At 67.0% G+C, this 20,532-nt stretch carries 19 protein-coding genes and 1 riboswitch; of the genes, 13 read left to right on the forward strand and 6 right to left on the reverse strand.

Annotation, left to right across the window (positions count from 1 at the left end; genetic code table 11):
- Positions 1-108: 108 nt before the first annotated feature.
- Together MSP7336_RS23350 and MSP7336_RS23355 are read right to left on the reverse strand one after the other, a co-directional pair.
- Complete coding sequence (locus MSP7336_RS23350; RefSeq protein WP_069395207.1) at positions 109-2,133, reverse strand: hypothetical protein; 2,025 nt, start codon at positions 2,131-2,133, stop codon at positions 109-111.
- A 272-nt stretch (positions 2,134-2,405) separates the two neighbouring features.
- A complete protein-coding gene (locus MSP7336_RS23355) occupies positions 2,406-2,810 on the reverse strand; it encodes a DUF3499 domain-containing protein (protein ID WP_181786910.1) in 405 nt (134 codons plus the stop codon).
- A 153-nt stretch (positions 2,811-2,963) separates the two neighbouring features.
- On the opposite strand from MSP7336_RS23355, the gene MSP7336_RS23360 reads away from it, so the two are divergent.
- Positions 2,964-3,386: a metallopeptidase family protein gene (locus tag MSP7336_RS23360; protein ID WP_069395209.1), complete on the forward strand. Its 423-nt coding sequence runs from the start codon at positions 2,964-2,966 to the stop codon at positions 3,384-3,386.
- Between the two features lie 22 nt (positions 3,387-3,408).
- On the opposite strand, the gene MSP7336_RS23365 is transcribed toward MSP7336_RS23360, so the two are convergent.
- Positions 3,409-3,768, reverse strand: a complete 360-nt coding sequence (locus tag MSP7336_RS23365; protein ID WP_084226381.1) for a WhiB family transcriptional regulator — start codon at positions 3,766-3,768, stop codon at positions 3,409-3,411.
- 303 nt (positions 3,769-4,071) lie between these two features.
- Between MSP7336_RS23365 and cofD the strand changes: the two genes are divergently transcribed.
- From cofD to MSP7336_RS23380, 3 genes are read left to right on the forward strand one after another with little or no spacing between them, the layout of a single operon-like run.
- Positions 4,072-5,058: a 2-phospho-L-lactate transferase gene (gene cofD / locus MSP7336_RS23370; RefSeq protein ID WP_069395211.1), complete on the forward strand. Its 987-nt coding sequence runs from the start codon at positions 4,072-4,074 to the stop codon at positions 5,056-5,058.
- Positions 5,055-6,398 (forward strand): coenzyme F420-0:L-glutamate ligase, encoded by a 1,344-nt coding sequence (locus tag MSP7336_RS23375; RefSeq protein WP_069395212.1) that lies wholly within the window; start codon positions 5,055-5,057, stop codon positions 6,396-6,398. The genes cofD and MSP7336_RS23375 overlap by 4 nt, the downstream gene beginning before the upstream one ends.
- Entirely contained in the window at positions 6,395-6,934 is a 540-nt protein-coding gene (locus MSP7336_RS23380) for an NUDIX hydrolase (protein ID WP_069395213.1), read from the forward strand. The genes MSP7336_RS23375 and MSP7336_RS23380 overlap by 4 nt, the downstream gene beginning before the upstream one ends.
- A 22-nt stretch (positions 6,935-6,956) precedes the next feature.
- Here the strand turns inward: MSP7336_RS23380 and manB are convergent, their stop codons facing one another.
- The 3 genes from manB to rfbD are packed head-to-tail and all read right to left on the reverse strand — an operon-like array spanning position 6,957 to position 9,750.
- Positions 6,957-8,030, reverse strand: a complete 1,074-nt coding sequence (gene manB, locus MSP7336_RS23385; RefSeq protein WP_069395214.1) for a mannose-1-phosphate guanylyltransferase — start codon at positions 8,028-8,030, stop codon at positions 6,957-6,959.
- Positions 8,030-8,869 (reverse strand): glycosyltransferase family 2 protein, encoded by an 840-nt coding sequence (locus tag MSP7336_RS23390; RefSeq protein ID WP_181787030.1) that lies wholly within the window; start codon positions 8,867-8,869, stop codon positions 8,030-8,032. Before MSP7336_RS23390 ends, manB begins: the two co-directional genes overlap by 1 nt.
- A gap of 35 nt (positions 8,870-8,904) precedes the next feature.
- Positions 8,905-9,750 carry a dTDP-4-dehydrorhamnose reductase gene (gene rfbD, locus MSP7336_RS23395; RefSeq protein WP_113964699.1) on the reverse strand — a complete coding sequence of 282 codons (846 nt, stop codon included), beginning with the start codon at positions 9,748-9,750 and terminating at the stop codon, positions 8,905-8,907.
- 168 nt (positions 9,751-9,918) lie between these two features.
- On the opposite strand from rfbD, the gene MSP7336_RS23400 reads away from it, so the two are divergent.
- The 9 genes from MSP7336_RS23400 to MSP7336_RS23440 form a co-directional block, all read left to right on the forward strand.
- Positions 9,919-11,349 (forward strand): LCP family protein, encoded by a 1,431-nt coding sequence (locus MSP7336_RS23400; protein ID WP_113965220.1) that lies wholly within the window; start codon positions 9,919-9,921, stop codon positions 11,347-11,349.
- Positions 11,350-11,427: 78 nt separating this feature from the next.
- Positions 11,428-12,108 (forward strand): TIGR03089 family protein, encoded by a 681-nt coding sequence (locus MSP7336_RS23405; RefSeq protein ID WP_069395390.1) that lies wholly within the window; start codon positions 11,428-11,430, stop codon positions 12,106-12,108.
- Between the two features lie 79 nt (positions 12,109-12,187).
- Entirely contained in the window at positions 12,188-12,466 is a 279-nt protein-coding gene (locus MSP7336_RS23410) for a DUF1490 family protein (RefSeq protein WP_069395217.1), read from the forward strand.
- Positions 12,467-12,470: 4 nt separating this feature from the next.
- Positions 12,471-14,627: a manganese-exporting P-type ATPase CtpC gene (gene ctpC, locus MSP7336_RS23415; protein WP_113964700.1), complete on the forward strand. Its 2,157-nt coding sequence runs from the start codon at positions 12,471-12,473 to the stop codon at positions 14,625-14,627.
- Positions 14,628-14,666: 39 nt separating this feature from the next.
- Positions 14,667-14,846: riboswitch (cobalamin riboswitch) on the forward strand.
- 36 nt (positions 14,847-14,882) lie between these two features.
- Positions 14,883-16,049, forward strand: coding sequence for an ABC transporter substrate-binding protein (locus tag MSP7336_RS23420; protein ID WP_069395391.1), 1,167 nt, complete (start codon positions 14,883-14,885; stop codon positions 16,047-16,049).
- Positions 16,046-17,062 carry a FecCD family ABC transporter permease gene (locus MSP7336_RS23425; RefSeq protein WP_069395219.1) on the forward strand — a complete coding sequence of 339 codons (1,017 nt, stop codon included), beginning with the start codon at positions 16,046-16,048 and terminating at the stop codon, positions 17,060-17,062. Before MSP7336_RS23420 ends, MSP7336_RS23425 begins: the two co-directional genes overlap by 4 nt.
- Positions 17,059-18,744, forward strand: coding sequence for an ATP-binding cassette domain-containing protein (locus MSP7336_RS23430; protein WP_069395220.1), 1,686 nt, complete (start codon positions 17,059-17,061; stop codon positions 18,742-18,744). Before MSP7336_RS23425 ends, MSP7336_RS23430 begins: the two co-directional genes overlap by 4 nt.
- A complete protein-coding gene (locus MSP7336_RS23435) occupies positions 18,741-19,292 on the forward strand; it encodes a DUF7676 family protein (protein ID WP_113964701.1) in 552 nt (183 codons plus the stop codon). The genes MSP7336_RS23430 and MSP7336_RS23435 overlap by 4 nt, the downstream gene beginning before the upstream one ends.
- A 12-nt stretch (positions 19,293-19,304) precedes the next feature.
- Positions 19,305-20,532 (forward strand): PPE family protein (locus tag MSP7336_RS23440; RefSeq protein ID WP_142706848.1); only part of this gene is annotated, 1,228 nt, incomplete at its 3' end.

Raw genomic sequence — 20,532 nt, forward strand, 5'->3', positions numbered from 1 at the left:
CAAAAGCTCCTGACGATTGGGACTCTTGGCCGTCAGCCTATCTGTTTTGGCCCGTCCCGCTGGCACGGAATTGTCCGTGACTCAGCGGGATCGGGCAGCTTCACAGATTCACGGGACCAACGCCGCGCCCAACGCCTCGGCGATCTGCTCGGGCAGGAAGGTCACCAACCCGGGGATCAGGCCGTCGAACGGCCCGGCAATGATGTCGGCCACATCGAAGTCGCCGAGACCCAGATCGGACAACAGGCCGTCTAGCGACAGGTCGCCCAGCCCGATGTCGTCCAACAGGCCGTTGAGGGTCAGGTCGTCCAGACCCACGCCGGACAACAACCCGTTCAGCGTGAGGTCGCCAAGACCCACGCCGTCCAGCAGGTCTGGCAGGGTCAGGCTGTCCAGGTCCAGGCGGGTAAGCAGCTGGCCCAGCGTCACAGTGTCGATGCCCAAGTGGTCAAGGACCAGGGGAAGCGGCCAGGTGCCGACTCCCAGGAGTGTTAGCACGTCGGTTACGTGCAGGTTGTTTTGCCCGATGTTGTCAATCAGGTCGCCCAAGGTCAGGTCGCCAGAAGGCAGGTTGCCGAGCAGATCGCCCAGGGTCACGTCGTCCAACCCCAAATTTCTGAGCAGCTGCGGCACGCCCGAAGTGATGCCGCCCAGCCCCAGGTCATCGAGCAGACTGGCCACGCTCACATCGTCGAGCCCGAGATTGTTCATCATCTTGAGGATGGTGAAGTCATCGAGGTTCAGATCATGGATGGCCTCGTCCAGCGACTTGTCGGGAACAAGGCCACCCAGCTCAATGTCGCCGATGATCTCGCTCACGCAGACGTCGATGACGGGCGCGCACTTGTCGAGATCAAACAGGTCCAGCACGTCGCCCACGTCCAGGTCGCCCAGGCCCACGGCGTCGAAGAAGGGGCCTAGCCCCATATGGCCGATGCCCAAGGCGTCGACCACGTTGGTCAGGTTGATGCCGCCCAGGCCAAAGGCCGAGACCACATCCGGCAGTGTCACACCGCCAAGCCCGGCAGCGGAGAGCAGATCGGGCAGGGTGACGTTGGTGAGCCCAAGGTTGTCAAGCAGCCTGGGCAGATCCAGGTTTAACCCGAAAATAGGGACCAGCTGGCTCAGCGTCAGATCGCCGACCCCCAAATCGTCGAGCAGACCACCCACGGTGACACCGCCGATCACGCTGGTAAATAGATCGTTCAGAGTGGTGTCGTCGAGCCCGACACCGGTGATCAGTTCGCCCAGCGTCAAGTCGTTCAGGCCCACGCCGGACAGCAACTCGTCGAGGTCCAGGCCGCCGAGGCCGACGTCGCCGAGCAGATCGGTCAGCGACAGACCACCCAGTCCCACACTGGACAGCAACCCATTCAGACTCAGGTCGCCCACGCCGATGTTGGACAACAGATCGGTCAGGCCCACGTCACCCAGGCCCAGGATGTCCAGCACAGAGCCCAGTTCCAATGTGGCGTCGAGGTTTTGCTCGGGCACGAGCAGTCCGTTGAACAGCGGGATGTTGGCCAGGCCGAGGATGTCGAGGCCGTCCTTGCCGTTGAGGAGGGCGTCGAGCAGGCTGGCCGGAGCGCCGAACAGCGCGGCGAGCCCCGCCTCCGGACTGGTCGGCGTCAAGATTTCCTGGCTCAGCTCATTGATCTCGTTGATGACGGTGACCACCGGACCCAGCAGCCCGACCAGCAGGGTGAGCGGTGTCGACAGCTCGACGGAAACCTGCGCCGGCAGCGGGAAGAATTCAGCGCTGATGTCAGGCAGCAAAGTGGTGAGCACGTCGATGACGCTTTGCAGGTTGGCCGCTATCTCGCCGGGAATCTGCGTGATCGACTCCGGGTCGGCGATGACCTGGTCGATGTAGCCCGTCCAGTTGTCCGCGATCTGCTGCAGGATCGGGAACGGATGCTCGAGCCAGTCCTGGCCCAGGCTTTCCAGGTTGGCGACGGTGTTGTTGAACAACTCCTCGTAGGGCTTGAAGATGTCGATGGGGTCGGCGGCTAACGTGACAGCCCGCACCTGCGGCTCGGGTGACGGTGGCGGCGGCGCCGGTGCGACAGCGATCAGGCTGGCGCCGGCGATGACGAGTCCAGCGGTGGCATACGGGCGAAGTCCCAGATGCATTTGGCCCACTCCGTTCTGTTGTCGAGTCGGCAACCGGAGCGCGCGACCAGCACACACGCCGGCGGCCAGCCTTACTTGGTTCAAAGGCGAATCTCAGTGAACGTTAAGCTGAGCCGCTTTTTATTGATCTTGAGCGGAATCCTGATCGGCCCGTTATGAAATCGATGCAGAGTCGTTATATATGTGCGGATAGCGTGGGTTAGAATGTCAAATTTTTTTACACAGGCGTTGCTAAACGACCCACGCGGCGCCGCCCGGCTGCGCCGTCGGGGTTAGTCGGCGGGATCCGGCAACACCCGCAGATGGCCGCGGCGGCGCCCATTACCGGACGACGAGGGTTGTCCGGTTGGGGCCAGCACGCCACTGCCCGCCACGACGCCGGGATCTGAAAATCCCGCGGTGGCTGCCGGCGCGCGACCTTCGCGCACCGCTTCGGCCAGCGCGATCAGATCGTCTTCGTCGGGATTGGTGGGCAGCGGGCCGGCATGGCGGACAAGCTCCCAACCGCGTGGTGGGGTAATGCGGCTGGCGTGGCCGACGCACAGATCCCAGGCGTGGGGATCCCGGGTGGTCGCGAGGGGACCGATCACCGCCGTCGAATCCGAGTAGACGAAGGTCAGTGTCGCTACCGCGTATTGCGGACACCCGGGCCGACAGCAGCGCCGCGGAACATTCACGCTCGCGAGGTTATCGTGCGAGAACGTCGGCGCAGCGGTGGACACGCGCATCCGGCAAGGCGGCGATGTGCAACCGTTACCATCGGCTCAGTGAGCGATTGGCGCAGCTCTGGCCGGTCGAGACGTCGGGCGGTGGCGCGGCGCGGCCGAGATATGCGTGGGCCGTTGCTGCCGCCGACGGTGCCGGGGTGGCGCAGCCGGGCAGAGCGGTTCGACATGGCGGTGCTGGAGGCCTACGAACCGATCGAGCAGCGCTGGCAAGAGCGGTTGTCCGGTCTCGACGTGGCCGTCGACGATATCCCGCGCATCTCGGCCAAAGATCCCGACAGCGTGCAATGGCCGCCGGAGGTGGTCGCAGACGGGCCGATCGCCCTGGCCCGGTTGATCCCCGCCGGAGTGGACGTGCGCGGTAACGCGACCCGGGCGCGGATCGTATTGTTTCGCAAGCCGATCGAGCGCCGCGCGAAGGACACCGTCGAACTCGCCGAATTGCTGCACGAAATTCTGGTGGCGCAGGTTGCCACGTATCTGGACGTCGAACCCTCGGTCATCGACCCGACGATCGACGACGAATAGCTTGGGCCATCCCAAGCCCGGATTAGATGATGCCGCGCTTCAGGCGGCGACGCTCCCGCTCGGACAGGCCACCCCAGATGCCGAACCGTTCGTCGTGCGCGAGTGCGTATTCCAGGCACTCGGTGCGCACCTCGCAGCCCAGGCAGATCTTCTTGGCCTCGCGGGTGGAGCCGCCCTTCTCGGGGAAGAACGCCTCGGGGTCGGTTTGCGCACACAATGCCCGGTCTTGCCACTGATCTGGCGTAACCGGGGCTGGGTCAACCACTTCGACCACATCAGGAACCAAGCTCAGGTGAGGACGGCCCGTTGCTGCCCCCAGCGTCGAGTCGGTATTGGCGCGCGGTGTGCTTCCCATTACGCCCCGAAGGTGTTCATAGGACATGCTCCGCCTCCTTACCTGATTCGTGGTTGTGATGTGCCCCTGTTTTGATGTGGCCATCACCCGATTCGAACATATGATCGAATCACGGTCTGCGACACCGAATCCGGCCGGCTAACCGGGAAATGACACTGATGAGATTACACACGTGTTGTCAGTCCTGGTCAAGCAATTCGCGAGAATTCCATACCATCCCGTGACCGATTTTTGACCGCACTGCGCCCGTTTAGCCCTCGGCGTGTCGCGCTCCAATTGCCCGGCTCGCCCCGAAACGGCACCGTCACCGGGCGCGTACTGTCGTCCGATGTGAAGGTCACGGTCTTGGTCGGCGGTGTCGGAGGCGCCCGGTTCTTGCTTGGCGTACAACAGCTACTCGGCTTGGGCCAGTTCGGCTCCGGGCAAGCGTCCGACCACGAGCTGACCGCGGTGGTCAACATCGGTGACGACGCCTGGATGCACGGCTTGCGCATCTGCCCCGACCTGGACACCTGCATGTACACCTTGGGGGGCGGCGTGGACCCCGAGCGCGGGTGGGGCCATCGCGACGAAACCTGGCATGCCAAGGAGGAACTTAACCGCTACGGTGTGCAGCCGGATTGGTTCGGCCTCGGCGACCGCGATCTGGCCACCCATCTGGTGCGCACACAAATGTTGCGGGCCGGCTATCCACTGTCGCAGGTCACCGCTGCACTGTGCGACCGCTGGCAGCCCGGGGCAACGCTGCTGCCGGTCAGCGACGATCGCTGCGAAACGCATGTCGTCATCACCGATCCCACCGACAGCAACCAGCGCGCGATTCACTTCCAAGAGTGGTGGGTACGCTATCGCGCCGAGGTCCCAACACACAGCTTCGCCTTTATCGGCGCCGAAAAGGCCCACGCCGCAACCGAAGTGCTCGATGCGATCGCTGACGCCGACATCATCTTGTTGGCGCCGTCGAATCCGGTGGTGAGCATCGGTGCCATCCTGGCTATCCCGGGTATTCGCGGGGCGCTGCGCTCGACCAGCGCTCCAGTCGTTGGCTACTCTCCGATCATCGACGGAAAACCCCTGCGCGGCATGGCCCACGAATGTCTGACCGTAATCGGCGTGGAGTCCACCGCCGAAGCGGTCGGCCGGCATTACGGCGCACGCTCGGGCAACGGCATCTTGGACGGCTGGCTGATCCATGACGGCGACCATGCCGACATCGACGGTGTCACCGTGCGGTCGATCCCGCTGCTGATGACCGATCCGAGCGCGACCGCCAAGATGGTGAGCACCGGACTGGAGCTCGCGGGCGTCGCAGCATGACCGAACACGGCGCGGCGTCGGGAATCGAAATCCTGCCTGTCACCGGGCTTCCCGAATTCCGTCCCGGTGACGACTTGGGCGCCGCCATCGCCGAGGCTGCGCCGTGGCTGCGTGACGATGACGTAGTGGTGGTCACCAGCAAGGTGGTGTCCAAATGTGAGGGCCGGCTGGTTCCGGCGCCCGACGACGCTGAGGCGCGAGATACGCTGCGGCGCAAACTCGTCGATGTCGAGTCGGTGCGGGTACTGGCCCGCAAGGGCCGCACATTGATCACCGAGAACCGGCTGGGCTTGGTGCAGGCGGCCGCCGGGGTCGACGGATCGAACGTCGACGCAGCCGAACTCGCTTTGCTTCCGGTCGATCCCGACGCCAGCGCCGCGGCGCTGCGGGACGATCTGCGCAGCCGCCTTGGCGTGACCGTCGCAGTGGTGATCACCGACACGATGGGCCGGGCATGGCGCAATGGCCAGACCGACGCCGCCGTCGGAGCGGCCGGGCTGGCGGTGCTGCACAACTACGCCGGTGCAGTCGACGCGCACGGCAACGAACTGATCGTCACCGAGGTCGCCGTCGCCGACGAGATCGCAGCGGCCGCCGATTTGGTCAAGGGCAAGCTGACCGACATCCCGGTCGCCGTCGTCCGTGGCGTTGCGGTATCCGACGACGGCTCGACGGCCCGGCGACTGGTGCGCTCCGGAACCGACGACCTGTTCTGGCTCGGGACCGCCGAAGCGCTGGACCTCGGCCGCCGGCAAGCCCAGCTGTTGCGCCGCTCGATACGTCAGTTCGCCGACCAACCGGTGCCGGCGCAGCTGATCGAGGCGGCCGTCGGCGAAGCACTCACCGCGCCGGCCCCGCACCACACTCGGCCGGTGCGGTTCGTGTGGTTGCAGACCCCCGAGATACGCATGCGGCTGCTGGACCGCATGCGCGACAAGTGGCGCACCGACTTGGCCGGCGACGGCAAGCCCGCCGACGCCATCGAACGGCGGGTGAGCCGCGGTCAGATCCTCTACGACGCGCCCGAAGTGGTGATCCCGATGCTGGTGCCCGACGGTGCGCACGACTATCCCGACGCCGCGCGCACCGACGCCGAGCACACCATGTTCACCGTCGCGGTGGGCGCCGCCGTGCAGGCACTGCTGGTCGCGCTGGCGGTCCGCGGCGTGGGCAGCTGCTGGATCGGTTCGACGATATTCGCCCCGGACCTGGTGCGCGACGAGCTGGGACTCCCCGACGACTGGGAACCGTTGGGCGCCATCGCCATTGGCTATCCTTTGGAGCCGACGGACCAGCCGCGCGAGCCGGTGCCCGTCGCAAATCTGCTGGTGCGCAAGTGAGCGTTCGGGATTCGGCGATAACGCTGCTGTCGAGCTGGCAGGCGCCAGATCCGAACCAAGACTCGCTGCGACACTCGGTGTTGGCCTTCCTGCATGCGCGTGACGACGCCTGCCGCCGCGAGTGTGTGGCCGGACATGTGACCGCCTCGGTGTTGGTGCTCGACGATTCCGGGGCGCGGGCGCTGCTCACGTTGCATCCGCGGCTGGGCCGCTGGGTCCAGCTGGGCGGGCACTGCGAGGACGACGACGACGACATCGTCGCCGCGGCGCTGCGCGAGGCCACCGAGGAATCCGGCGTGGCCGGGCTGCGACTGACACCCGAACTGGCTGCCGTGCACGTGCATCCGGTCACCTGCTCGCTGGGTGTGCCGACCCGCCACCTCGACCTGCAGTTCGTCGCGCACGCTCCGGCGGATGCACAGATCACGGTCAGCGACGAGTCGGTGGACCTGCAATGGTGGCCGGTCGACGACCTGCCCGACGGCGCCGACGCGGCGCTGGCCTACCTGGTCGGCAGGGCGTCGAGTCTGGGCTGATGACGCGCGTAACCCAGCAGGTTCAGACGTCGGACGAGTAGCGGATCCCACCGTCGGGAATCGCCACCCCGGGCCACACCCGCGCGCCGCGCAGCAGCTCGCAACGTGCGCCGATGTCGGCGCCGTCGCCGATGACCCCGTCGCGGATCAACGCCCGCGGGCCGACGCGCGCGCCAAAGCCGATGATCGAACGTTCGATGACGCTGCCGGCCTCGACGCGCACCCCGTCGAAAATGACGGCGCCGTCGAGCCTGGCGCCGGGGCCGATTTCGGCGCCCCGCCCGACAACCGTCCCGCCGATGAGCACCGCGCCCGGCGACACCGCCGCACCGTCGTGCACCAGCTGCTCGCCGCGGTGGCCGCCCAGTGCCGGCGACGGGGCGATGCCGCGCACCAGATCCGCCGATCCGCGCACGAAATCCTCCGGCGTTCCCATGTCTCGCCAGTAGCTGGAATCGACGTAGCCGCATACCTTTACGCCGTCGGACAGCAGGGCCGGAAACACCTCCCGTTCCACCGACACCTCGCGGCCTCGCGGTATCCGGTCGATGATCTCACGCGAGAACACGTAGCATCCGGCATTGATCTGGTCAGTCGGCGGATCCTGTGTCTTCTCCAAAAATGCCGTGACCCTGCCGTTTTCGGTCGGCACGCAGCCGAATGCGCGTGGGTCACCGACCCGTACCAGGTGCAGGGTGAGGTCGGCCTGCTGTTCGCGGTGATAGCCGAGCAATTGCCCCAGATCAACACCGGACAACACGTCGCCGTTGAACACCATCGCGGTGTCGTACCGCAAACGGCTTGAGACGTTGGCGATTCCACCGCCGGTACCCAGTGGGTGTTCTTCGGTGACGTACTCGATCTGCAACCCGAGCTTGGAGCCGTCGCCGAATTCGGCTTCAAAGACTCGTGATTGATACGACGTACACATGATGACGTGCTCGATACCGGCCGCAGCGATCCGCGACAACAGATGGGTGACGAACGGCAGCCCGGCGGTGGGCAGCATCGGCTTGGGCGCCGACAACGTCAGTGGCCGCAACCGGGTGCCTTTGCCGCCGACCAGGACGACCGCGTCCACCTGTGAGTCTGTCATCACTGCCCTTTCGAACCGCGCATCATCAACCGTGCGCGGATCGCCAAGCCGACCCGGAATGCCCAGCGCAGCGGCGCGCGCCACCATCCAGAATGCCGGTCAGCCAGGAAGATGTACGTGCTTTCGTGGTGCGCCATCAGGTTGCGCGCGGACTCGCGGCCGGTGGCGTGACCTTTGTGGTGCAGGACTTCGGCCGATGGCACGTAGACGTTCAGCCAGCCGGCTTTACCGAGCCGGTCACCCAGATCGACGTCTTCCATGTACATGAAGTAGCGCTCGTCGAACCCGCCGACCTGCTCGAATGCCGCGCGCCGCACCAGCAGACACGACCCGGACAACCACTCCACCGGTCGTTCGCTGGGCTCCATGTGCTCCTGGCGGTAGGCCGTCGACCAGGGGTTGTTGCGCCACAGCGGACCGAGCACGGCGTGCATGCCGCCGCGTATCAGGCTGGGCAGCAGGCGCGCTGACGGGTACACCGATCCGTCCGGGTCGCGGATCAGCGGTCCCAAGGCCGCCGCCCGCGGCCAGCGGGCCGCCGCCTCGAGCAGCGCATCGATGCTGCCCGGCCCCCACTGCACGTCCGGGTTGGCCACGATCACCCACTCGTCGGGGTCGTCCAGATGCGCCATGGCACGGTTCACCGCGGTGCCGTAGCCGAGGTTGGCGCCCGTCGCGAACAATCGCACGTTCGGGTACCGTTCGACCGCCTCCTGCGGGGTGCCGTCGGTCGAGCCGTTGTCGGCCATCAACACGCTCACCGGCCGCTCGGTGGCCAGCGACAGCGAGGCCAAAAAACGGTCCAGGTGCGGGCCCGGTGAATAGGTCACCGTCACCACCGGCAAGACGTCGCTCACGCGTAGAGAGTAACGGCCTATGCCCGCAATGCCTCGCCCAGCGCGTCGCGCCACGCCCGCAGCGGTGTCAGTCCCGCCTCGGCCGACAGCCTGCCGCCCAGTGCGGAATAACGCGGACGCGGCGCCGGCCGCGGTCTGGCGTCGCTGCTGACCGGCCGCACCCGCGACGGGTCGGCGCCGACGCCGGCGAACACCGCGCGGGCTTGCTCGAACCGGCTGACCGCGCCCGCGTTAACCGCGTGCACCACCGGTGCGTGCACCCGACCGTCGACCACCTGCAACAGCGCGGTGACCAGATCGCGCACGTAGGTCGGGGAGCCGATCTGGTCATCGACGACTTCGGCGGTGCCGTCGGCGGTGGCCAGCCTGCGCATGGTGGCGACGAAGTCGTTGCCGTCTTTGCCGGTGTAGACCCATGCGGTCCGCACCACCGTGGCTTCGGGGAGCGTGGTGAGCACAGCCACTTCACCGGCCAGCTTGGTGCGGCCGTAGACGGTCAGCGGCCCGGTTTCGTCGTCCGGCTCGTACGGCTGCGACGCCGAACCGCTGAACACGAAATCGGTGGAAATGTGGACCAGCCGTGCTCCGGCGCGCGCACACGCCGCCGCGATGTGCCGCGGGCCTTCGGCGTTGACGGCGTAAGCGGCCTCCCGGTCGGTCTCGGCCGCGTCGACGTCGGTGTACGCCGCGCAGTTGACCACGACGTCGCCGTTCTCGACGATGCGCTCGGCCGCGCCCGGGTCGGTGATGTCCCACTGCGAGGACGTCAACGCCAGCACCTCACGCCCCTGCCGGACCGCCTCGGCTGCCAAGCAGCCGCCTACTTGACCGCCCGCGCCGGTGATGACGATCCGCTTCGTCAAAAGCCTCGCTCCTTTCGCCCGGCTGCGGGTACCTCCCCTGTGCTCAGCATCGTCGCCCGGCGGTCACGAGTCTGGCACGCCGACGCCGGGGTTCCCCTGATACTGCTGTGACGCAAGTAGTCTGTTGTGGTGCCTGCGCATCGTGTGATTCGTGTGGTCGCCAGCGTGATGGCCGTGGCGATCGTGCTTGGTACCGGAGTGGCGTGGAGCAAGGTTCGCTCGTTCGAGGACGGGATCTTCCATATGTTCGCTCCGTCGCTGGGCAACGGCGCCGACGATGGCGCGATCGACATCCTGCTGGTCGGCATGGACAGTCGCACCGACGCCCACGGCAACCCGCTGAGCGCCGAGGAGTTGGCCGTCCTGCGCGCCGGCGACGAGGTGGCCACCAACACCGACACCATCATCTTGGTGCGCGTGCCCGAGAACGGAAAGTCGGCGACCGCGATCTCGATTCCGCGCGATACCTACGTGTCCGCGCCCGGGTTGGGCAAGACCAAGATCAACGGGGTCTATGGCCAGGTGAGGGAAGAGAAGCGCGTCAGCCTGGTTGAATCCGGCGTCGACCCCGCCCAAGCCGAGGCACGCGGAACCGAGGCCGGGCGCGAGGCGCTGATCAAAACCGTCGCCGATCTGACCGGCGTCACCGTCGATCACTACGCCGAGGTCGGGCTGCTGGGCTTCGCACTGATCACCGATGCCCTGGGTGGGGTCGATGTCTGCCTCAAAGAGCCTGTGTACGAACCCCTTTCGGGCGCTGACTTTTCAGCGGGCTGGCGGAAGCTCAACGGTCCGCAGGCGCTGAGCTTCGTGCGCCAGCGCCACGACCTCCCCCGCGGCGACCTCGACCGGGTGGTGCGTCAGCAGGTGGTGATGGCCTCACTGGCCCACAAGGTGATTTCCGGCAGGACGTTGTCGAGCCCGGCGACGATGGACCGGCTGCAGCTCGCCATCCAGCGCTCAGTCGTGCTGTCCGCAGGTTGGGACATCATGGATTTCGTGAAACAGCTGCAGAAGCTGACCGCCGGTAATGTCGCGTTCGCGACCATTCCGGTGCTCGATGAATCGGGCTGGAGCGACGACGGCATGCAGAGCGTGGTGCGGGTGGATCCGCATCAGGTCGCCGATTGGGTCGCAGGTCTGTTGCAGGATCAGGAGCAGGGCAAGACCGAGGAGATCGCGTACTCACGGGCCAAAACCACCGTCAGCGTGTTGAACGACACCGACATCAACGGGCTGGCGGCAGCGGTGTCAGAGGTATTGACCGCCAAGGGATTTACCCCGGGGACCGTCGCCAACAACGAAGCTGCTCACGTATCGGAGAGCCAGGTGCGCGCCGCCACGGCCGACGACCTGGGTGCGCAGTCGGTCGCCAAGGATCTCGGCGGACTGCCCGTAGTCGCCGATGGTTCGGTGCCGGCCGGGACGGTGCGAGTGGTGCTGGCCAACGACTACACGGGTCCGGGCTCCGGGCTGGGCGGTGACGCAACCACCCTGGCGGCGTCGAACTCCGACTCGTCGAACGCGTCGAACCCCGAAGCCCCTCCCCCGTCACCGATCTTGACGGCCGGCTCCGATCATCCGGAGTGCGTCAACTAGTGTCACGACGATTGCACAGTTGGCTAATCGAAACTGCGGCCTAAGGTGACCACGCTTTCAGACGCGATCCTCGAGCCGATGCTGCGCACCGATCCGGTCGGCCCGCGCATCACCTACTACGACGACGCCACCGGCGAGCGCATCGAGCTTTCCGCGGTCACATTGGCAAACTGGGCTGCCAAAACCGGCAACTTGTTGCGCGACGAGCTGGGCGCCGGTCCCGCCAGCCGGGTGGCGATATTGCTACCCGCGCACTGGCAGACGGCGGCGGTGCTGTTCGGAGTGTGGTGGATCGGCGCCGAGGCGCTGCTCGACGGTACGCAAGCCGACGTCGCGTTCTGCACGGCGGCACGTCTGCAGGAGGCCTTCGCTGCGACGGACGGCGAAGTGGCGGCGCTGTCGCTGGATCCGTTCGGCAGTCCGGTACCGGATCTGCCGGTCGGCGTCACCGATTACGCGACTGCGGTGCGGGTGCACGGCGACCAGATCGCCGGGGAACGCCACCCCGGTCCGGCGCTGGCCGGCCGATCCGTCGACGAGGTGCTGGCAGACTGCCAAAACTCAGCTGCGGCAAGGGGTTTGACGCCCAGTGACCGGATTCTGTCGACCGCGTCGTGGAATCAGCCCGCCGAGTTGGTCGACGGCCTACTGGCGGTGCTGTCGACCGGCGCCTCGCTGGTGCAAGTGGCCAATGCCGATCCCGCGGCACTGCCGAGACGGATCGAAACCGAGAAAGTCACCCGGGTCCTCGACCTATAGGCCCGGTAAATACATGTTGGTATAGCAATATTTCTATGTTAACGTCGGTGCGACAGCCCTTGAGAGGAGGAGCGTGGCGATGTTGGTGCATGGGCTACTCGGAAAAGCAGCCGGGACTGTGATCACCGGTCTGGTCGGCGTCAGCGCCTACGAGGCGCTGCGTAAGGCCGTGCGATCAGCACCGGTGCACGAGGCCGCAGTCACCGCGACGGAGTGGAGCCTGCGCGGAACCCGGCGCGCCGAGCAGGCAGCCGAGTCGGCCAGGCTGAAGTTCGCCGATGTGGTGGCCGAAGCCCGCGAACGCATCGGCGAAGAGGCGCCGCCCCCGGCCGTCGGTCAGCACGACCACGAGCACTGACTCTATGACCGGGCCTCCTGCCCTGCAGGTAATTTCCGACGCGGCCGGGCGGATGCGGGTGCATGTCCCGTGGGTGCGATCGAACTCGCGGCGCGCCGTCGCTGTGGAGGACGCGGTCGAAAGCCAAAACGGGGTGCGAGCGGTGCACGCCTATCCGCACACCGGTTCGGTCGTGGTGTGGTACTCACCGAAACGCTGCGACCGCACGGTGGTTTTGGACGCGATCCGCTCAGCTGAACATGTTGCGGCAGAGCTGATTCCGGCACGCACGCCGCGCTCGGCGGACGTCCGCAACGCCGATGTGCTGCGCATGGTGATCGGCGGTGCGGCACTGGCGTTGCTCGGTGTGCGCCGTTACGCGTTCAACCGGCCACCACTTCTGGGTCCGAGCGGCCAGCTGGTGGCCACCGGCGCAACGATATTCATGGGCTACCCGTTCTTGCGCGGCGCGCTGCGCGCGCTGCGCTCCGGGCGCGCCGGCACCGACGCGTTGGTGACAGCGGCGACGGTGGCCAGCCTGGTGCTGCGCGAGAACGTGGTGGCGTTGACTGTGCTGTGGCTGCTCAATATCGGTGAGTACCTGCAGGATCTAACGCTGCGTCGGACCCGGCGGGCGATCTCCGACCTGTTGCGCGGCGCCGCCGATACGGCCTGGCTTCGCCTCGACGACGGCAACGAGGTGCAGGTAGCCATCGACACCGTGCAGGTCGGCGACGACGTGGTGGTTCACGACCACGTGGCGATCCCGGTCGACGGCGAGGTCATCGACGGCGAGGCGATTGTCGATCAGTCCGCGATCACCGGCGAGACGCTGCCGGTCAGCATCGTCGCCGGGTCGGTGGTGCACGCCGGTTCGGTGGTGCTGCGTGGACGACTGGTGGTCCGGGCGCGTGCTGTCGGCAACCAAACGACCATCGGCCGCATCATCTCCAGAGTCGAAGAGGCGCACCACGATCGGGCGCCGATCCAGACTGTCGGCGAAAACTTCTCCCGTCGCTTCGTTCCCATCTCGTTCATCGTCTCGGCGATCACCCTGGCGATCACCGGTGATGTCCGGCGCGCCATGACCATGCTGCTGATCGCGTGCCCGTGCGCCGTGGGGCTGGCCACCCCGACGGCGATCAGCGCCGCGATCGGCAACGGTGCACGCCGCGGCATCCTGATCAAGGGCGGGTCGCACCTCGAGCAGGCGGGGCGGGGGGACGCGATCGTGTTCGACAAGACCGGGACACTGACCGGCGGCCGACCGATAGTGACGAACATCATTGCCTTACACGAAGATTGGCAGCCAGAGCAGGGTCTCGCCTATGCGGCGAGCTCGGAGCTGCACTCCCGCCACCCGCTGGCCGAGGCGGTGATCCGCTCGACGGAGGAACGCCGCATCATCATCCCGCCGCATGAAGAGTGCGAGGTCCTGGTCGGCCTGGGCATGCGGACCTGGGCGGATGGCCGCACCCTGCTGCTGGGCAGCCCGGGGCTGCTGCAGTCGGAAAACGTCGAGGTGACCAGCGAGGCCACCGAGTGGGTGGACAAGCTGCGTCGCCAGGCCGAGACTCCGCTGCTGTTGGCGGTGGACGGGACTTTGGTGGGTCTGATCAGTCTGCGCGACGAGGTGCGCCCTGAGGCGCCCGATGTGCTGCAGCGGTTGCGGGGCAACGGAATTCGACGGATCGTCATGCTCACCGGTGATCATCCGGAGATCGCCGAGGTGGTTGCCGCCGACCTCGGTATCGACGAATGGCGCGCCGAGGTGCTGCCTGAGGACAAGCTCGAAGTGGTGCGCACGCTGCAGGACGAGGGCCACGTCGTCGGCATGGTCGGCGACGGCATCAACGACGCGCCCGCGCTGGCCGCGGCCGACATCGGCATCGCCATGGGGCTGGCCGGCACCGACGTCGCCGTCGAAACCGCCGACGTAGCGCTGGCCAACGACGACCTGCAACGCCTACTCGACGTGGGTGACCTGGGCGCGCGGGCCGTCGACGTGATCCGGCAGAACTACGGCATGTCGATCGCGGTCAACGCCGCAGGGCTGTTGATCGGCGCCGGCGGAGCACTGTCACCGGTGCTCGCCGCGATCCTGCACAACGCGTCGTCGGTGGCCGTCGTCGCCAACAGCTCGCGGCTGATCCGCTACCGGCTCAACGGCGAGCCGCGGTGACCTGAGCCGTCACTACGTCGCCGACTTGACCGCCGCCTGGCAACCGTTGTGCGACAATGTCGCGCGTAAGGCGATGACGATGCAGGAAGCCGGTGTGAATCCGGCGCGGTCCCGCCACTGTGATCGGGGAGCGACCCTCATTAGCCACGGCCGCGAGCTGGAAGGCGAGGCGAGCAGTGATCCGAGAGCCAGGACACTCGCGTCATCGCATCCTGCGAACCGGGGCGGTGTACCCCGAGAGAGCTGATGACGTCGATGTCACGTCGTTGTTGGGTGGCCGTCACGCTGGTCGCCGTCACGGCGCTCACGGCGGGGGCGTGTGCCGCCCGCCCTGAGACCGGCACCGCGCTGCCCAGCGGCTGCATTACCGACTTCGACGCGCACACCGACTACTTCCCGGACAAATCGAGGGTCGTCGACGCCACCAATTTCACGCTCAGCTACCACAACAGCTATCAGGTGCTGACCGTCAAGCAGCCGTATCCGCGTGCCAAGCCGCAGTCATATGTGCTGGTGCGCTGTGGTGCGCCCGCCCCGCAGCTGACCGGAGCGCTGGCCGCCGCGCCGCGGATTACGGTGCCGGTCACCAGCATGTATTCGGCATCCACCACCCAGCTGGGCATGATCAGCGAACTCCAGCGGACCGACGTGATCACCGGTGTCGCGAACACCGCCTACGTCGTCAGCCCACAGCTTCGCCATCGCGTCGACAGCGGCAAGATCGTCAGCTACGCGCCGGGGCAGCAGATCGATGCCGAGACCGTGCTCGCCGCGCGCCCCGATGTGCTGGTCGCGGCGGGCATCGACGACCCGGGCTATGTCAAGCTGCGCGAGGCCGGCGTCCCGGTGGTCGCCGACGCCGAATGGCTGGAGCCCACCCCGCTGGGCCGGGCCGAATGGGTCAAGGTGCTCGCGGCGCTCACCGGCACCGAAAAGAAGGCCGACGAGCTGTACGCCAAGCTTCGCGACGACTACCACAGGATCGCCCGGAGGGCCGCTGATGCCCGGGCGACCGAGGTGCTGCTCGGCGCAATGGATCAGGGCAGCTGGTCCCTGCCGGCCGGCGACAGCTACCCGGCTCGTCTGGTTCGCGACGCCGGCGGCCGCTATCCCTGGGCCGGCGACACCGGCACCGGCAGCTTGCATCTCAGCCTCGAGTCGGTCTACGCCCGGGCCGGACACGCGCCGCTATGGCTGGTCGGCAGCGGCTGGAAAACTATCGCCGACGCGCTGGCCGTCGACAGCCGCTATCGCGAACTGGCCGCAGTGCGTGATGGTCAAGTCTGGTCGCAGACCGACGATTACTGGGAGCGCGGCGCGGCCCGCCCCGATCTGGTGCTGAGCGACCTGGTGGCGATCCTGCACCCCGAACTGTCTGCCAACCATCAGTTTGCGTTCTACCGGCAGGTCAGCCGCGCATGAACAAAACCCCGACGGTGTTGACGGCGCTGGCCGCCGGTGTGGTGGTACTGGCTGCGCTGGGCCTTGCGCTCGGGCCGGTGCGGGTGCCGCTGCACGACACCGTCCGGGTGCTCGTCGGCGCCCAACCGTCGGACCCGCGTTGGCAGGTGATCGTGCACAGCATGCGGTTGCCGCGGGTCTTGACCGCGATCGCGGTGGGTGCCGGTCTCGGGGTCGCCGGGCTGCAGATGCAGACCCTGTTTCGCAACCCGCTCGCCGACCCGTACGTGCTGGGCGTCAGTTCCGGCGCAAGCTTGGGTGTGGCCGTTGTGGTGATCGGCACCGGAGCCGGTTTCAGCTCGGCACTACCGGGCGGTGTGGTGCTGGCGGCGGCGCTGGGCGCGGCGGCGGTGCTGGCGATCGTGCTGGTACTCGCACGCTGGGTGCGCTCGGCCGTGACGCTGCTGCTGATCGGCGTGATGGTGGGCGCGGCCAGCACCGCGATTGTCAGCGTGCTGCTCGTCTACGCCGATCCGCAGCGGGTGTCGCAGTATTTGCTTTGGGGGCTGGGCAGTTTCGCCGGAACCGGGTGGGCCGACTTGCGGCTGCTGTTGCCTGTCGTCGCGGCCGGCGTCATCGTGTCGGCGCTGACCGTGCGCCCGCTCAACGCGCTGTTACTCGGCGAGAACTATGCCCGCACCATGGGCGTGCATGTGCGGCGGGTGCGGCTGATCACCGTCGCGTCGGCGTCGCTGCTGGCCGGGGCGACGACGGCGTTTTGCGGGCCGATCGCCTTCCTGGGTCTCGCGGTGCCGCACCTGACCCGGTTGGCGCTGGGCACCTCCGATCACCGCTGGGTGCTGCCCGGGGTGGTCTTGATGGGTGCCGCCGCCGCACTGGGCTGCGGTGTGCTCAGCCAGCTTCCGGGCAGCGGGGCAGTCCTGCCGGTCAATGCGGTCACCGCGTTGCTCGGTGCGCCGATTGTGGTCATCGTGCTGCTGCGCAGCCGCCGCGGGGTGGGGCTGGCCCAATGATCGAGTTGCGTGACCTCGCCATCGGATATCGCCGCCGACGCACAACCACCACGGTCGCGACCGGTCTGCGGGCGCGGGCACGTCGCGGCGAACTCACCGTGCTGCTCGGCCCCAACGGCTGCGGGAAGTCCACCTTGATCCGCACCTTGTGCGGCCTGCAGGCCGCACTCGACGGTCAGGTGCTGCTCGACGGAGTCGACCTGACCCAGGTGCCGGCCGATGCGTTGGCCCGCCGGGTGGCGGTGGTGCTCACCGACCGGGTCGACCCCGGCCTGCTGTCGGCTCGCGAACTCGCCGGTTTGGGCCGCATCCCGCACCTGGGCATCAGTGGCCGGCTGACGCCGGACGACGACGCCGTCGTCGATGAGGCGCTGGCAGCGGTGAACGCCGCACACCTCGCGGCGCGACCGGCCGCCGAACTTTCTGACGGCGAACGGCAGCGGGTGTTGACCGCACGGGCGCTCGCCCAGCAGCCGTCGGTTCTGCTGCTCGACGAGCCGACAGCCTTTTTGGACGTGCCGTCGCGCACCGGGCTGCTCGAAATGCTGCGCGAGCTGGCCCGCAACCACAACTTGGCAGTCGTGTTGTCCACGCACGACTTGGAGCTTGCGCTGCGCGTTGCCGATCGCGTGTGGCTGTTCGACAGTGCCGGTGAGCTGCTAGACGCGATCGGTGAGGAATTGGTGCTGTCGGGACGTCTCGGTGCTGTATTCGACAGCGACACACTGTGCTTCGAGCCCGCCAGCGGAGTTTTTGTGGTGCGCACCACCGGCGGCAGGCCAGCACGCGTTGACGCGCGGGATCCACTGCACGGCGCGCTGCAGCGGATTCTCGCACGGCAGGGCTGGGTGGTGCGCGAGCCCGCCGAGATCGTCGTCGCGGCAACGCGGCCCGACCACGTCACGGTGCGCGCCGCCGGTTTCACCGTATCGGGCGAATTGGGCAACCTCCCGGCGCTGCTGGCGAAGTTGCCGTCCACTACCCACCGGTGCGCGCCGGAGGCGCATGCGACGGCGCTGCTCGACGAACTCTCTCGCGTCAGCTCATATTTCACACTGACAACCGGCCCGGTCGATCAGGGTTGGCGTCCGGTGGGCCAGCTCTACACCGACACCGCCGTATTGCGCGGCATTGTTGATCGCCTGCAGGCACGCATCGACGCTGCCGAGCGACGGGTTGCGGCATCCACGTTCTTCCTCGGCTTTGCCGCACGGCTGTGGTCGATTGGCCTCGGGGCGCTAGCCACCGGCCGGCTACTGCTCGACCTGACGCCCGAGCACCTGATGTTCTCAGAAACCGACGGCGAAATCCACTTGCACGTCGAACATCCCGTCGCGTGGGAGGGCGATGCCCTAGAGCCACTGCTCACCGACATGGTCCTCGCAACGCACCTCGACCCGCTCGCCGCGGCACTGCGTCGACTGACCCCGACCTCTGCGAAGTTGTTGCGGGGCAACGCGGCCTCGGCGCTACTCGGCGCCGGCGGTGTGCTGGGCGGTGAGGCCACAGCGCTGGCCCGCCGTCTGTGTGCCGATGAAAGACTCGCGGATGCGGTGGTTTTCACCGGCGCCACGTATCGGCGCACTAGTTGCTGTTTGTACTATCGCGCGTCTCGCGGCGGATTGTGCGGCGACTGCGTGCTGACCAGACCACCCCCTGAACGCAAGACGGTGCCCTCATGACCCAACCTGCCATGGTCGATGCCGACGGCGGTGGCCGCGAACAAGTCTGGCCGCTGCCCACCGACGAACAGAGCCTGCTCGACCTGATTCGCCTGTGCTTCGAGGAGTACTGGAACGACATCTGGTTCGGCGTGATGGTCCAGGGCGCAGCTTGGGAAGTGGCGGCGCCCAACCCGCCCAAGCGCATCCGGATGTCCGACGGGTACGCCACCGTCGACTTCGGCCGCTGGCACTTTCACCTCTGCATCGGCGAGCATCGGGCAAGCGGACCCGAGCTAGGCCGGATCCGCAGATGTTCGCGGGCGGAACTCTATCGCCGAATCGGCAGCGACGGGTGCCCCACGTCGTGGGGTGTGCGGCTGTTCAACGGACGCGGCGAGCAGATGATGACGTTGATGCTGCCGAACCCGTTCTTGACCAACGATCAGCAGATTCGCGACAAGCCCGCATGGGGCCAACTGGAACTGTGGGATCGGCTGCGCGCCAAATATCTGGGGCTGGATCCTGATCCAATTGATCGCTCCGGCAAAGGATTTCACCATGGCTGAGGGAGGCTATCGATGACGGCGCCGATTTGGATGGCACAGCCGCCGGAGGTGCATTCCGCACTGCTGAGCACCGGCCCCGGCCCCGGCCCGTTACTGGCGGCCGCGGGGGCGTGGAATTCGTTGAGCACCGAATACACCGAATCCGCCGAAGAGCTCACCGCGGTGTTGGAGGCGGTACAGGCCGGCAGCTGGGACGGACCCACCGCCGCGGCCTACGTTGCCGCCCATGCACCGTATCTGACGTGGCTGGCGCAGGCCGCCGCGGACAGCACAGCGATGGCCGCACAACACGAAACCGTGGCCACCGCCTACACCAGCGCGCTGGCGGCCATGCCGACGCTGGCTGAGCTGGCCGCCAACCACGCCACTCACGCTGTGCTGGTAGCGACGAATTTTTTTGGTATCAACACGATTCCGATCGCATTGAACGAGGCGGACTACGTCCGGATGTGGATCCAGGCCGCCACCGTGATGAGCATCTACCACGGTATAGGCACCGCCGCGGTGGCCGCGTCACCGCCGTCCACACCAGCACCGCAGATCGTGAAAGCCAATGCGGCGGCGGACACATCAGATGGTGGGTCGTCGACGCTGCCTCCCGATACCCAAGAGGAGATTCAGCAGTGGCTACAGCAGATCGGCTATATCGACTTCTACAACAACGTCTTACAACCGCTAATCGACACGCTGGTCAACGACCCCTACCTGGCGTCGCTGCTCTCCGGAATCGATCCGTTTCTGGCCTGGGTCGGCAACCCGATCGCGTTCTTCAGCCCGTTCAATATCGCGTTCGCTCTTGGCTATCCAATGGATATCGGGTCCTATGTGGCCTTCCTGTCCCAGACGTTCGCGTTCATCGGAGCGGATCTCACCGCGGCGTTCGCCTCGGGTAATCCCGCGAGTATCGCTTACACATTGCTGTTCACCACCATCGAAGCCATCGGCACGATCATCACCGACACCATCGCGTTGCTGAAGACCTTGCTCCAGCAGTCGCTGGTGCTGCTCCCGGTCTTTCTGCCGCTGTTGACCCTGCCGTTGGTTCCGTTGGCGGCCGCCCCTTTGGTGGTCGGCGGCTTAGCAGGTCTGGCGGGCTTGGCCGGGCTGCATGCCATCCCGGTGCCCATCTTGCCTACCGTTCCGCCCCCCGCGTTGGCCCTCGCGCCGACGCCGAGCCCCACACCGGCCCCGGCCCCGGCGCCGACGGTGTCGGGGGCGGCCCCCCGGGCGTGGGGGGAGC

The organism is Mycobacterium shimoidei (assembly GCF_900417275.1).
In the GTDB taxonomy this organism is placed as follows: Bacteria; Actinomycetota; Actinomycetes; order Mycobacteriales; family Mycobacteriaceae; genus Mycobacterium; species Mycobacterium shimoidei.